A 13,626-nucleotide genomic window follows, 5' to 3' on the forward strand; every position below is an offset into this window, starting at 1 on the left:
TAAAGCAACAATCAATAACAAAAGGAATATGGTATTGCAATTATGCTCAGGCCGCCGCACGGCTGGCATCGGCTGGCGTCACGGGATGCTGGCGGCAATACGCGATGAACTGCGCTGGCGGCAAGGCCCTGGAAAACAGCCAGCCCTGGCCATATTCGACGTCGCGCGCGCGCAGGTAGTCGGCCTGCAGCTGGGTCTCGACGCCTTCGGCGATGATGGCCAGCTGCAGGGTTTGCGCCATGGCGATGATGTGCGAGGTCACGCTGCTCGTCACCGTGTCGCCGCCGATGGTGTCGACGAAGGATTTGTCGATCTTCAGCGCATCGACGGGCAGGTTCTGCAGATACGCCAGGCTGGAATAACCCGTGCCGAAATCGTCGATGGCGACGGAAAAGCCCATGGCCCGCGCCCGCGCCAGCGCATTGCGCGCCGCCGCCACGTCGATGAAGCCCCGTTCCGTCGCTTCCAGCCAGATCTGCCCCGCCGCGATGCCGCTGCCATCGAGCGCCCTGGCCAGCACGTCGAGCAGGCGTCCCGTCTGGATATCGGCAGCGCAGACGTTGATGGCGATGTGCAGCTGGGGCTGAGCCAGCAGCAGCGCGCGCATTTCGCGCACGACGATCTCCACCAGCTGGTCGGTGATCGCTTCGATCAAGCCGCTCTCCTCGGCCTGCGGAATGAAATAATCGGGACGCATCATCGTGCCATCGGGCCGCGGCCAGCGTATCAGCGCTTCGGCGCCCACGCAGGCGCCATCCTTCAAGCGCACCAGCGGCTGGTAATGCACGATGAATTCGCGGTCTTTCAGCGCCTGCGCCATTTCTCCCAGCAGCGACAGGCGGCTGCGCGTCAGCCACACCAGCAGGCTGATGGCCACGGCGGCCAGCAGGAAGCCGAAGGGCAAAATGTACAGCTGTTCGTTGCGCAGCTGCCTGTGCATGCTGCTCTCGGGCGCCAGGCCGACGGTGGCCAGTTCCCCCTTGCGCGCCACGGCTGCCTGCATCCGGTCCGCGCTGGCGATGGCGGGGTCATTGCCCTTGTCGCGCACCAGCTTGCCCACCAGTGCCGCGTCCGGCGCATTTTGGCTGCCCAGCAGCGCGCCGCCCGACGTGGCGACGGCGACCTGCACGTCGGGATCGGCGATGATATCGGCCAGCTGGGCTGGATCGACCAGCACGCGGTGCCGGTCCTTGAACAGGCCGAGCATCGGCTTGCCCATGCCCTTGCCAGCTGCCGGCGGCGTGCGCGTATGCACATCCACGCCGTCTTGCGTGGTGAAGTCGGGCTTGTCGAGGGCGATGGCATTCCCCTTCTCGGCCATGCCCCAGGACGAGCATTTCAGCTTGCCGTCCTCGAAGTAATCGATCTCCTGGACGCTGCGGGCCGCCAGGGTGGACTGGCGCATCAGCGCGATATGCTCGTCGGAACAGGGGCGCATCGTCAGGTTGGCCACGGACGCCAGGGCCGTGCCGATCTCGTCAAACGACTTGCTGGCGCGCGTCATGGCATTGTCGGCCACGCGCTGCAGGCGTATCTGTTCCACTTCCCGTGCCCGCATGCCGGAAAAATGCAGGCTGCCCCAGAAGGACAGCAGCACCACGGCGCTGGCGCAAGCGACTGCCACGGCGACGACTTTTTGACGACGATTCAATGCATCTCTCCTGTTCCATGTGCAAATGGCCCGCACGCGCGGGCCATTCGGCGTTGCTGCGGCGCTTACTTCGGCTTGGCCAGCAGCAGCTTGCCCAGCGCTTCAAACGCGGGCGTGGTGGTCGGGTCGTTGGCCGAGTTGGCCGCCGTCGGCGTGGAGGCAAAGCGCACGATCACCATTTCCGCCTTCGGATCGACGTAGATGCGCTGGCCGTACACGCCGCGCGCCATGTAGGCGCCATGGTCGTTATGCGTGACCCACCACATGTCGCGGTAGCTCCAGCCCTTCAGCAAATCGTAGCCGCCCTTGGCAAACAGCTGCTTGTCGCCGCCGCCGCGGATGTCCGCCACCGCCGCCTTCGGGATGATTTGCTGGCCGTTGTAGCGGCCATCGTTGCGCAGCATCTCGCCAAAGCGCGCCAGGTCGCGCAGGCCGGCGCTCAAGCCGCCGCCGGCAAACGGCGTGCCCGTCGAATCATCCGACATGTAGGCGTCCTGTTCGGCGCCCAGCTTTTTCCAGACATGCTCGGACAGGTAGTCGTTGACGTTCTGTCCCGTGACCCGGGCGATGAGCCAGCCCAGCACGTCGGCATTGACGGTGCGGTAGCCGAATCCCTCGCCATGCTTGCCCTGGTGCTGCACCGTCTGCAAATACTCGAAATAGCTGCGCGGCCCCGCGTAATCCTTGGGTTTGGGCAGCGGATTGCCGGCCGCAGCGTGCTGCCATATCTCGGCGTTCGGATCGGCATAGTCCTCGCTGAATTTCAGGCCGGTGGTCATGTCGAGCACCTGGCGCACGGTGGCATCGCCAAACGCCGACTTGGCCAGCTCGGGAATATAGTCGGCCACCAGCTTGTTCGGATCGAGCCGGCCTTCGGCCACCAGCGCCGCGCCCAGGGTACCCATCACGGATTTGGTCACCGACATGGCGCCATGCTGGCCGCTGTCCTTCAACACGCCAAAGTAACGCTCATACACGATGCGTCCCCGGTGCAGCACCACGATGCCGTCCGTGTAGTTGGCGCCCAGCGACTGCTCCCAGGTCATGCTGTCCTTGCTGCCCAGCGGCGTGAAGCGCAGGCTGTCGATATCCTTGCGCAGCGCGCGCTGCAGGGGCAGCGGCGCTCCCAGGCCGCGCGACACGTTCACCGTCGGCATCAGCTGGCGGAAGTGCGACACGCTCCAGCGCAGCTGCGGGAAATTGAAATAGCTGCCATCGTCGAAGCGGATGATCTTGTCGGCCGGCGGCGGCGAACCCACCATCCATTTCAATGCGGCCGGGTCGCTTGCCGCCGCCGACAGCGGCGCGGCATTCGGTGCGGCAGCCGCTTCGGCGGCGTGCGCGCCGGCAGGCATGCCGCCCGCTGCGAGGGCCATGCAGCCGGCCGCCAGGGCCATGCGTTTGATCTTGGGCAGTACGTTCATGCGGTGCTCTCCTGTAATTAGCAATTCAATACAAATATCTTCAATAAATCCAGACCACATTCGCCAGCCAGCCCGTCCAGGTCCTGGCTTGCCCCCCTACCAACTGGTTGACGCCGGACTGCGCGAACGAGGCGCTCGCACTCAGGGTCAGATAAGTATTCGGATTGACGACGCGCACGTACTTGACCAGGAGATCGTTCGCCAGCATCGGGCGCAGCACGCCCGAGATCACCACCGGCGTATCGCCAGGCACGTCGAGGCGCGTGGCCTGGCCGAACTGCAGCGGGCTGCCCATCTGGTTGGCGCGCACCTGCGCCAAGTAGGCGATCACGGTATCTTTTGGCGAAGGGTGCAGTTCGATCGTGGCCTGCAGTGCATTCACGTTGGCGTTGACGAAGACCCAGGTGGCCTTGCTGCCCGACGCCCAGGCGCCCGGCGTGCCCTCGTAGAACAGCGGGTCGAAACGTTCATTGCGCGCCGTGCGCGGATCGTCGCCCGAAAAGCTCTGGTAGCCCAGGGTGAACTTCGGCGTCCACGCCACGTCGGGCAGCGTAAAGCCCCCTTCCGTGCGCCAGCCCCAGGCCCGCATCGGCTCGCGCGTATTCCATTCGCGCGCGGCATCAAAGCCGAACCAGCCTTTGGGCAGCATCGCGGGCAAAAGCGGAACGCGCGCATAGCCATACACGAACTGCAAATCCTTGCGGCCATCGGCGATCGCCAGCGGCGCGCCGATGCCGCCCGGCGCCGCCTGCGGATAGGCGGCGCGCGAACGGGGCACCTTGCCATAGGCAATGCCTGCCTTGCGGTCATCGGCCAGCGTGTAGCTGGCATCGACGCCCACCAGGCGCGTGCCGCTATCATTGTCGGGGTTTTCATTCGGGTCCAGGTAGAACGCCTGGGCGCTGAAGGCATCGTGGCTGACCTTGGCCACCACGGAATTCTGGAAGGCCTTGCGTGGCCCCAGTTTCAGCGCGCCGCGGTCAAAACCGTTCGCGCCGCCATTGGCGATCAGCATGCCCGTGCCCAGCGTGAAATTCTGCGCGCCGGCCGACAGGTCCAGGCGCGTGCCGGCGCCACCCAGCGGCATGCGGATGCCGGCGACGAATTCCTCGATCGAGATGCGGCCCGTATCGCCCGCGCCGAACGGATCGTGACGCACCGTGCCCGAGGCCACGGCGGACACGCGCGCATACAGCTGCTTTCCATCGGCGAGATTGCGCTTGAAACCGAGCCCCGGCTTGACGTAGAACTCGTACCAATAGGGATGGAAATCAAAGTCTGGATCGCGCACGGGAGTACTCGACAACTTCCAGAACAGATTGCGTTCGCCGGCGATCTGCACGCCCGCCTCCATGGAGCGCAGCGCTTGCCAGTCCGCGCCGACGGCCGGTTCGGCAGCGGCGCGCCGGGCCACTTCCTTTTCCACCGCGCCCTGGCCATCCGGGTCCAGCTGGCCGGCGGCGCCGCAGGCGGCGCTCCACCCCAGCAGGGCCAGCACGGCCGAGCGGCGCACGAGGAACATCGCTTGCGTTGCCATAGGTATCCCTTGCGATCGGCCTTCAGATGTGAGCGAATGTTATCAGAGATACTTTTTTTTATTGTTGTAAAGCATCCTATTGTGCGGAGCCGCCGCGCTTGCCCTCGCGGGGCGACATCCGCCGCGCTTGCCAAGCTTCCGGGCTGAGACGAACGTCTCATGGCCGGCCCATGCTGCGGCGCGCCATGCACGGAACAGCACTTCGTGCTACAAACGGGAATCCGCAAAAAAACACCAGAGCCACGGGAGCGCGCCATGCCATACGTTCGCCAGACCAGCCATCTCGACCGCGTGCGCGACCTGATCGCCGGCAGGGTCGTCAATCCGGGCATCGATGCGGCCCGGCTGGCCTCGTCCTACCGGCGCGCGCTGGACGATTACCGGCTCGATCCCGCCTCGACGACGGGACCGCGCATCCTGACGGGCGCCGAACTGCGCGCCGTGCAGCAGTCGGAGGAAAACTTCCTGCGCTCCACGGGCCAGTGCCTGCCACGCCTGCACGCCATGGTGCGCGAGGCGGGCTACTGCGTCATCCTGGCCAACGCGCATGGCGTGACGATCGATTACGCGGTCGACACGGACCAGCGCAAGGATTTCAAGAAGGCGGGCCTGTACCCGGGTTCGTGCTGGTCGGAAGACGAGGAAGGCACGTGCGGCATCGCTTCCGTGCTGCTCGACCACGAAGCCATCACCGTGCACAAGACCGACCACTTCCGCGCCGCCTTCACGGGCCTCACCTGCAGCGCGGCGCCCATCTTTTCGCCGCACGGCGAGTTGATCGGCGTGCTCGACGCGTCGGCATTGAGTTCGCCCGACGCGCGCGACAGCCAGCGCCTGGTGAACCAGCTGGTGCGGCAAAGCGCCACCCTCATCGAGGATGGTTTTTTCCTCAAGTCCTACGGCCATTGCAGCATCCTGCTGGCGCACCGCAACCGCCATTTCGTCGAAGTGCAGCCGGAGATGCTGATCGCCATCGATGAACATGGCAGCATCGTCGCCGCCAACCGCTGCGCGCGCGACGTCATCGCGGGCCTGGGCGCCCTGCCCCGTGCCGTCGGCGAGGTGCTGGAAGTGCGCACGGAGCGGCTGTTCGATGCGCGCGCCGGACGCAATCTGCTGTCGCTGCGCCTGGCCGGCGGCGGCAGCTGGCTGCATGCGCGCCTGCGCGCGCCGCTGCGCCAGGCCAGCATGCCTGCGCGTAGCGGCAGCGCGGCCCCGGCGCCGCCGGAGGTGGCCGCTGTGCCGGAATACACGTCGCTGGAACTGGCCGAACGCACGCGCATCGTCCAGGCCATGAACGCGGCCAAGTGGCGCCCGCTGCAGGCGGCGGCCATGCTGGGCCTGTCGCGCGCCACCCTGTACCGGCGCATCAAGCACCTGAAAATCGTGCCGCCGCACCGGCAATGAGCGCGCGCTGAAGCAATCGGCGCACTGAGACTTCCGTCTCAATCGCCGCCATGCTGCGCTGCAGGATGCGGCGCCAAAACGCCGGTGTTACAACATCGTCAGCGGCAGCACAGCCGCATCCCATCATAAAGTCATCAGACTTGGAGGAGACACGATGCATACCGATACCAACCCGCACGACCTGGCCGTGGCCGGCGTCCTGGAGCAGCTCGAAGGCGCCTTGCGCGCCAACGACGGCACGGGCGCCGCGCACCTGTTTGAAAGCGACGGCTACTGGCGCGACCTGGTGCTGTTTACCTGGAACCTGAAAACCCTGGAGGGGCGCGAGCAGATCGCCGCCATGCTGGCCGCGCAGCTGGGCGCCGTGCAGCCGGTCGCCATCCGCATCGCCGACGGCGAACATGCCAGCGAAGCCGGCGGCGTGCTGCAATGCTGGATCAACGTGGAGACCCGTGCCGGACGCGGCGCGGGCTTCATCCGCATCCGCGACGGCCGGATCTGGACCCTGCTCACCACCATGGGAGAATTGAAGGGTTTCGAGGAAGCCAGGGGCGTGCGCCGGCCCATGGGCGCCGAACATGGCGCGCGCACGGACCGCCGCAGCTGGCTGGAGCACCGCGAGCACGATGCAAAGGAGCTGGGCTACGCGCGCCAGCCCTACTGCGTCATCATCGGCGGGGGCCAGGGCGGCATCGCGCTGGGCGCGCGCCTGCGGCAATTGAACGTCCCCACCATCATCATCGAGAAGAACGCGCGCCCCGGCGACAGCTGGCGCAAGCGCTACAAGTCGCTGTGCCTGCACGACCCCGTCTGGTACGACCACATGCCCTACATCCCCTTCCCGGACAACTGGCCCGTCTTCACGCCGAAGGACAAGGTCGGCGACTGGCTGGAAATGTACACCAAGGTGATGGAACTGAACTACTGGGGTTCGACCTCCTGTGAATCGGCCAGCTTCGACGAGGCCACGGGCGAGTGGACGGTGCAGGTGCTGCGCGAGGGCCAGCCCGTCACCCTGAAGCCGCAGCAGCTGGTGCTGGCGACAGGCATGTCGGGCAAGGCCAGCATGCCGAAGTTCAAGGGCATGGATGTGTTCCAGGGCGAGCAGCAGCACTCGTCGCAGCATCCGGGACCGGACGCCTATGCCGGCAAGAAGGTGGTGGTCATCGGCGCGAACAATTCGGCGCACGACATCTGCGCCGCCCTGTGGGAAGCGGGCGTGGACGTGACCATGGTGCAGCGCTCGTCGACGCATATCGTCAAGTCCGATTCCTTGATGGACCTGGCCCTGGGCGACCTGTATTCGGAACGGGCGCTGGCGGCCGGCATGACGACGGCGAAGGCCGACCTGACGTTCGCCTCGATCCCGTACAAGATCCTGGCCGACTTCCAGAAGCCCGTCTTCCAGGCCATCCGCGAGCGCGACGCGGCCTTTTATGCGCGCCTGCAGGAACGGGGCTTCATGCTGGACTTTGGCGACGACGATTCGGGCCTGTTCATGAAATACCTGCGGCGCGGCTCCGGCTACTACATCGACGTGGGCGCTTCCGAGCTGGTCGCCGACGGCAAGATCAAGCTGAAAAGCGGCGTCGGCGTGCAGGAGCTGAAAGCCCATTCCATCGTGCTGTCCGACGGCACCGAACTGCCGGCCGACCTGGTGGTGTACGCCACCGGCTATGGCTCCATGAACGGCTGGGCGGCCGACCTGATCTCGCCGGAAGTGGCGAACAAGGTGGGCAAGGTGTGGGGGCTGGGATCAAGCACGACAAAGGACCCGGGCCCGTGGGAAGGCGAGCAGCGCAACATGTGGAAACCCACGCAGCAGCAAGCCTTGTGGTTCCACGGCGGTAACCTGCACCAGTCGCGCCACTACTCGCAGTACCTGTCGCTGCAGCTGAAGGCGCGCATGGAAGGCTTGCCTACCCCCGTGTACGGGCAGCAGGAGGTGCACCACCTGGCGTGATCGTAACCAGCAACCCGTGCAGGTCGGATTAGCGCGGGAAGCGCGTAATCCGACACATTGCTGGCGGCTCATGCCGGATTACGTGCGGCTTTGCCGCGCTAATCCGACCTACCAATGAAAAAAAAATGGCGACGGACCGAAGTCCGCCGCCATTTTGCATCATGCAGCCAACAATTACTGCTTGATCGCTTCGATCGCGAACGTCAGGGTCACGTCATCGCTGACGGCTGGCGCATATTTGCCGGCGTTGAATTCCGAGCGCTTGATCTTGGCCGTGGCGTTGGCGCCGCAAGCGTCTTTTTTCAGCATCGGGTGCGGTGCGCAGGTGAACGAGGTGACGGTCAGGGTCACTGGCTTGGTCACGCCTTTCAGGGTCAGGTTGCCTTCCACGGACGCCAGCTTGTCGCCGTCAAAATTGAACTTGGTCGATTTGTAGGTGGCGACAGGGTATTTGGCCGTGTCGAGGAAGTCTTCGCCCTGGATGTGCGAGTTGAACAGGGTCGAACCCGTGTCGACGGACTTGGTGTCGATCAGGACTTCGACGGCGCCCGTCTTGGCGGCGCGGTCCAGGGTGATCTTGCCGGTGGTGTTATTGAAACGGCTTTGCTGCGTCGAGAAACCCATGTGGGTGTACTCGAAACGGGGGAAGGTGTGGCTGCCATCGATGACATAGACTTCAGGCGCGGCGACGGCGGACAGCGAGATGCCGGCGGCGGCGATAAAAGCGAGCAGTTTTTTCATTGTGGGTTCCTGATAGGGAGTGGAGGATGTCAAAACCGCAACCGGCTGCAGGCGAACGATGCATGCGGACGATTGTCTGGCTTCAGTTGCAACAATTATGCATGGCATGAAGATCGATGTAAAACGGAAAATATACCTAGTTAGCATCGAAAAAATCGATAATAACGGGGATTGTGTCCGCGACAGCGCCTTCTGCTGCCGATTATTGTCCGCATCGGCAAAAATATCCAGCGATATCCAGCGGTATCCCCTCTCGCGGATGAGAATGATTCTTGTTATTATTTGATGGTCTTGCTATCATGGCGGGCTTTGATAACGGGGAAACGCGCGGTGCTTGAACGCTATTACCAGGAATTGCTGCGCCTGATTTCGCGCTCCACCGGCTGCCGCGACAAGGCGCAGGACGTGGTGCAGGAAGCCTACGCCCGCATCCTGGCGCGCAAGCCGCAAGGCGGCGCCCCCGCCCTGCGCGGCGACGCGGCGCCCGACAGCGGCCAGCGCGCACTGCTTTACGTGACGGCGAAAAACATCGCCATCGACGAACAGCGATTGCACCAGCGCCGGCCGCACGACGATATCGACATGCCCGCTTTCCAGCTGCGCGCGCCGCGCGCGGACGAACCGGAACAGCGCCTGCACGACCGGCAAACCTTGGAGCGCCTGCTGGCCATCATCGAAGCCTTGCCGCCGCGCTGCCGCCAGGCCTTCGCGCTGTACAAATTCGATGGCCTGAGCCAGATCGAGATCGCCGCGCAGATGGGCATCTCCATCAACATGGTGGAAAAACATATCATCAATGGCATGCTGGCCTGCAAAAAAGGCTTGCCCGAACGCGACACTGGAAAGCACAGCGCATGAAACCCCACCCGATTCCGGCAGACGACATCGACTTCCAGGCCGCGCAATGGCTGCTGCGCCACGATGCGGGACTGGCCGCGCCGGACCTGGCGGCGCTGCACGCCTGGCTGGCCGCCGATCCCCGCCACCAGCACGCCTGGGATGCGCTGGCCCGCACGGACGCGCTGCTGGCCAGCCTGCCCGCCCAGCGCGTGGCCGCCTTCAGCCAGCCAGTCCTCTTGGCAGCGATGCCGGCGCCGGCATCGCTGCTGCGGCGCCTGGCGAATGCGCACCTGGCCGCCCGCCGCCTGCCGCGCGGCGCGCTGGCCGGCGGCTGCCTGCTGCTGTGCGGCCTGCTGGCCTGGCCGCTGGCCGGCCACCTGCGCCAGCCCGGCTTCCAGCACGATTACAGCACGGCACGCGGCCAGTTCGCCACGCAGATCCTGCCCGATGGCAGCCGCATCGAACTAGATAGCGGCAGCGCCGTCGACGTGGCCCTGTACCGCGACCGGCGCAGCGTGCGCCTGCTGCGCGGCCAGGCCATGTTCCACGTGCACGCCGACCCGGCGCGTCCGTTCCAGGTACAGGCGGGAGCGGCCACGGCCACGGTACTGGGCACGCATTTTGCCGTGCGCCACGTGGGCAGCGCCACCCAGGTCAGCGTGGCGCAGGGCACGGTGCGCGTGGACGGCGAAGACGGCGCACCCGGCGCCGTGCTGCGGGCGGGCGACGCCGTCACCGTCACGCCGCAGGGCGTGCAAGCGCTGGCGAAGGTGAATGCGCAAGCGGTGGGCAACTGGCGCACAGGGCGCCTCGATTTCGAGGATGCCACCCTGGCCGAGGCGCTGGCCGAGTTCGAGCGCTATGGCGATTCGGGCCTGGCGCTCGACGATCCGGCCCTGGCCGGCCTGCGCCTGAATGGCAGCTTCGACGCACAGCTGCCGGCGCAATTTGCCGCCGCCCTGCCGCTGGCCCTGCCCGTGCGCCTCGTGCGCCAGGGCGGCAAGCTGCATATCCTCGCCCGCTGATTGATTGCGCATGCTGCGAAATAAAATCACTGCGCACGTCAGGGTAAATGATACTCATTCGTTTTAACTATGAATGATCACCACATCACCATAGGAAAAACATGCACACGTCTCCCTCGCGCCCTCCCTTGCACGCCCGCCTCTCGCCCCTGTTCCTGGCCATCGGCCTGGCCTTCGCCACGCCCGCCCTGCATGCCGCCGCGCCGGCGGCGCAGGTGGAATGGCGCATCCCCGCCCAGCCCCTGAACCGCGCCCTGAATGAACTGGCGCGCCAGGCCGGCATGGTGCTGCTGGCCGACGCGCGCCTGACGGAAGGCCGCCACAGCACGCCGCTGCAGGGCCGCCATTCGCTGCCCGACGCGCTGCGCCAGCTGCTGGCCGGCAGCGGCCTGCAGGCGCAGCTGCAGGGCGGCACGACCATCATCATCAGCGCACCGGCACCCGCCACGGCCGGCGCCGGCGCCGTGCAGATCGGCACCCTGCGCGTGAATGGCCAGGGTGGCAGCGCCACGTTCGAGGCGGAGGACACGGACCCGGCCGACCTGCCCTACCTCACGCCGGCCGCTTCCGTGCATATCGGGCGCGAACAGATCGAGCGCTTCCGCGGCACGTCGCCCGCCGACATCTTCAAGGGCGTGGCCGGCGTGCAGGTGGGCGACAGCCGCAACAGCGGCGCCGTCGACGTCAACGTGCGCGGCATGCAGGGACAGGGCCGCGTGCCCGTGCTGATCGACGGCAGCCTGCAATCGTCGACCGTCTACCGCGGCTACGCGGGCATCGCCGACCGCAGCTACATCGACCCGGACCTGATCAGTTCCATCCGCATCGACAAGGGCCCCAACCTGTCGGCGCAGGGCGCCGGCGCCATCGGCGGCATGGTCAGCATGCAGACACTGCGCCCCGAAGACATCCTGCTGGCGGGCCAGCGCACGGGCGCGCGCCTGCGCGGCGGCATCCAGGACAACAGCGTCACGGCGCCCGATGATTTCGGCAGCGCGCCGCGCACGCACCGCAACAAGCTGGGCGACCCGCGCAGCGGCTTTGGCAGCATCGCCGTGGCCACGCGCCAGGACGACTACGATCTGCTGGCAGCCATCAGCCACCGCAGCATCGGCAATTATTTTTCCGGCACGCGCGGTTTCGAGCGCTACCAGCTGCCCAATGCATGGGGCGGCGACGATGGCGTGACGCAGTTCTTCAAGAAGGGCGATGAAGTGCTCAACACGGCCAACCGCACCACTTCGGCCCTGTTGAAGGCCAACCTGCGCCTGCCGCGCGAGCAGAAGCTGGAGCTGGGCTACCGCTATTTCGACAGCAGCTACGGCGAAATCATGCCGTCGCAAATCTACCGCAACAGCACCGGCAGCATCCCCCAATGGGAACCGAGCCAGGTGCGCACCAACGCGCTGACGGCGCGCTACGAGTGGCAGCCGGCAGGCCAGAACCTCATCGATCTGAAGGCCAACCTGTGGCTGACGGACATGCAGAGCAAGTCGCGCAATGGCGATATCTTCAGCAATCCGCTGGAAGGCAAGCCCAATCCGGGCGACCACGAATGCAAGGAATGCGTGGAAGTGCTGTACCTGGCGAAGAACCAGGCGCGCCGCGTCGGCGCCGACCTGGCGAACACCTCGCGCGTCGCCACCGGCCTGGGCGCGCTCAAGCTGGACTACGGCCTGTCGCTGCAAAATGAAGATATCGGCCCGGCCGACAGCGTGCGCATCCTCGATGAAGACTTGAACGCCAATCACACGCTGCGCAACGGCAAGCGCCACGAGCAAAGCGTGTTCGCCTCGCTGCAGTGGCAGGCCCGCGACTGGCTGACCGTCGACGCGGGCGGGCGCTTCCAGCGTTTCGACACGCGCGACCGCAACCGCCGCGCGGAGCAGCAGTACCATCCGCAGGGCTGGCAATGGGTCACCATGTGGGACAAGGACGGCGAGCAGATCGGCGCGGCGAAGTGGTACCAGGATGCCCAGGGCCAGTTCACGCCCGCCACCAATCCCGCGCTGGTGGGCGGCATGGTGGAAAACTATGGCGCCGAGCCGGCGCCGCTGGACGTCTCGCGCGTCGATGACTGGAGCGGCAACGGCTATGTCTTCCGCGATGCCATCCCCGGCCTGTTCAAGTACAGCACGCCGATCCGCCGCAAGGACCACGGCTTTTCGCCCACCTTCGCCCTGACGGCGCGCCTGTCCGACGGCGTCAGCCTGTTCCTGCGCGACGCGCGCGGCTTGCGCATGCCCAGCCTGTACGAATCGACGATGGGCTTTTCGGCCACGTACTCGTCGCCGCTCAAGCCCGAGCGCAGCCATAACCGCGAAGTGGGAGTGAGCCTGGTGCAGGATGGCGTGTGGAGCGCCGCCGACAAGCTGCGCCTGCGCCTGTCGTACTTCGACAACGTCACGCATGGCTACATCACGCGCCGCCCGATACCCGACCTGCCGGCCTACGCGCAGAATTTCTCGATGGCGAACACGGACAAATACAGCGTTTCGGGCATCGAGCTGCAGTCGGCGTATGACCGCGGCGCGGTGTTCGCCGATTTTTCCGGCACCTGGAACCGCAAGACGCTGATCTGCGACGCGGCCACGGCGGCCTACCTGCGCAAGGCCAGCAGCTGGAAATCCGACATTTGGAACACGCCCGACTGCTCGCCCGTCGGCTTTACCAGTTCCTACGTGAGCAATCATATCCAGCCCAAGCTGAGCGCCAACCTGACCCTGGGCACGCGCTGGCTGCAGGAAAAGCTCACGGTCGGCACGCGCCTGACGCACGTGGGCCATCCGCTGGCGCGCCAGGACGACAAGGCCGTGTGGCAGACATGGACGGGCACCTCGCCGCAGGTGCTGACACAGGCCTACACCCTGGCCGACCTGTTCGCCAGCTACAAGATCACCCCCAGCGCCACCCTCGACGTGGCGCTGGACAACCTGACGGACCGCTACTACCTCGATCCGCTGACCCTGAGCCTGATGCCGGGACCGGGCCGCACGGCACGCGTCACCCTCGGCATGCGATTTTAATGTGATTCATCC

General features: G+C 65.9%; 9 protein-coding genes. 5 read left to right on the plus strand and 4 right to left on the minus strand.

The window, feature by feature from the left end; all coding sequences use genetic code 11:
• Positions 1-46: 46 nt before the first annotated feature.
• From ACZ92H_RS06745 to ACZ92H_RS06755, 3 genes are all read right to left on the minus strand, one after another.
• A complete protein-coding gene (locus tag ACZ92H_RS06745; protein WP_465048772.1) occupies positions 47-1,651 on the minus strand; it encodes an EAL domain-containing protein in 1,605 nt (534 codons plus the stop codon).
• 65 nt (positions 1,652-1,716) lie between these two features.
• Positions 1,717-3,048 carry a serine hydrolase domain-containing protein gene (locus ACZ92H_RS06750; RefSeq protein ID WP_465048861.1) on the minus strand — a complete coding sequence of 444 codons (1,332 nt, stop codon included), beginning with the start codon at positions 3,046-3,048 and terminating at the stop codon, positions 1,717-1,719.
• Between the two features lie 67 nt (positions 3,049-3,115).
• Positions 3,116-4,612 carry an alginate export family protein gene (locus tag ACZ92H_RS06755; RefSeq protein WP_465048773.1) on the minus strand — a complete coding sequence of 499 codons (1,497 nt, stop codon included), beginning with the start codon at positions 4,610-4,612 and terminating at the stop codon, positions 3,116-3,118.
• A 255-nt stretch (positions 4,613-4,867) separates the two neighbouring features.
• Here ACZ92H_RS06755 and ACZ92H_RS06760 point away from each other — a divergent pair, with 255 nt between their 5' ends.
• Together ACZ92H_RS06760 and ACZ92H_RS06765 are read left to right on the plus strand one after the other, a co-directional pair.
• On the plus strand, positions 4,868-6,019 hold the full coding sequence (locus tag ACZ92H_RS06760; RefSeq protein WP_465048774.1) for a sigma-54-dependent Fis family transcriptional regulator: 1,152 nt from the start codon (positions 4,868-4,870) through the stop codon (positions 6,017-6,019).
• Positions 6,020-6,173: 154 nt separating this feature from the next.
• Positions 6,174-7,982, plus strand: coding sequence for an NAD(P)-binding domain-containing protein (locus ACZ92H_RS06765; protein WP_465048775.1), 1,809 nt, complete (start codon positions 6,174-6,176; stop codon positions 7,980-7,982).
• Between the two features lie 174 nt (positions 7,983-8,156).
• Here ACZ92H_RS06765 and ACZ92H_RS06770 read toward each other — a convergent pair whose 3' ends face one another.
• Complete coding sequence (locus ACZ92H_RS06770; protein ID WP_131372981.1) at positions 8,157-8,723, minus strand: YceI family protein; 567 nt, start codon at positions 8,721-8,723, stop codon at positions 8,157-8,159.
• A 330-nt stretch (positions 8,724-9,053) separates the two neighbouring features.
• Between ACZ92H_RS06770 and ACZ92H_RS06775 the strand changes: the two genes are divergently transcribed.
• The 3 genes from ACZ92H_RS06775 (at position 9,054) to ACZ92H_RS06785 (ending at position 13,614) form a co-directional block, all read left to right on the plus strand.
• A complete protein-coding gene (locus tag ACZ92H_RS06775; RefSeq protein ID WP_131372980.1) occupies positions 9,054-9,581 on the plus strand; it encodes an RNA polymerase sigma factor in 528 nt (175 codons plus the stop codon).
• Positions 9,578-10,588, plus strand: coding sequence for a FecR family protein (locus tag ACZ92H_RS06780; protein WP_465048776.1), 1,011 nt, complete (start codon positions 9,578-9,580; stop codon positions 10,586-10,588). The genes ACZ92H_RS06775 and ACZ92H_RS06780 overlap by 4 nt, the downstream gene beginning before the upstream one ends.
• Positions 10,589-10,689: 101 nt before the next feature.
• Positions 10,690-13,614, plus strand: a complete 2,925-nt coding sequence (locus tag ACZ92H_RS06785) for a TonB-dependent receptor (protein WP_465048777.1) — start codon at positions 10,690-10,692, stop codon at positions 13,612-13,614.
• Positions 13,615-13,626: the final 12 nt, after the last annotated feature.

It is taken from the genome of Janthinobacterium foliorum (assembly GCF_978021625.1).

Coding starts and splice junctions, on each gene's coding strand:
- ACZ92H_RS06770 (WP_131372981.1), bottom strand. CDS start 8,723: ATGAAAAAACTGCTCGCTTTTATCGCCGCCGCCGGCATCTCGCTGTCC.
- ACZ92H_RS06760 (WP_465048774.1), top strand. CDS start 4,868: ATGCCATACGTTCGCCAGACCAGCCATCTCGACCGCGTGCGCGACCTG.
- ACZ92H_RS06750 (WP_465048861.1), bottom strand. CDS start 3,048: ATGGCCCTGGCGGCCGGCTGCATGGCCCTCGCAGCGGGCGGCATGCCT.
- ACZ92H_RS06785 (WP_465048777.1), top strand. CDS start 10,690: ATGCACACGTCTCCCTCGCGCCCTCCCTTGCACGCCCGCCTCTCGCCC.
- ACZ92H_RS06755 (WP_465048773.1), bottom strand. CDS start 4,612: ATGGCAACGCAAGCGATGTTCCTCGTGCGCCGCTCGGCCGTGCTGGCC.
- ACZ92H_RS06765 (WP_465048775.1), top strand. CDS start 6,174: ATGCATACCGATACCAACCCGCACGACCTGGCCGTGGCCGGCGTCCTG.
- ACZ92H_RS06780 (WP_465048776.1), top strand. CDS start 9,578: ATGAAACCCCACCCGATTCCGGCAGACGACATCGACTTCCAGGCCGCG.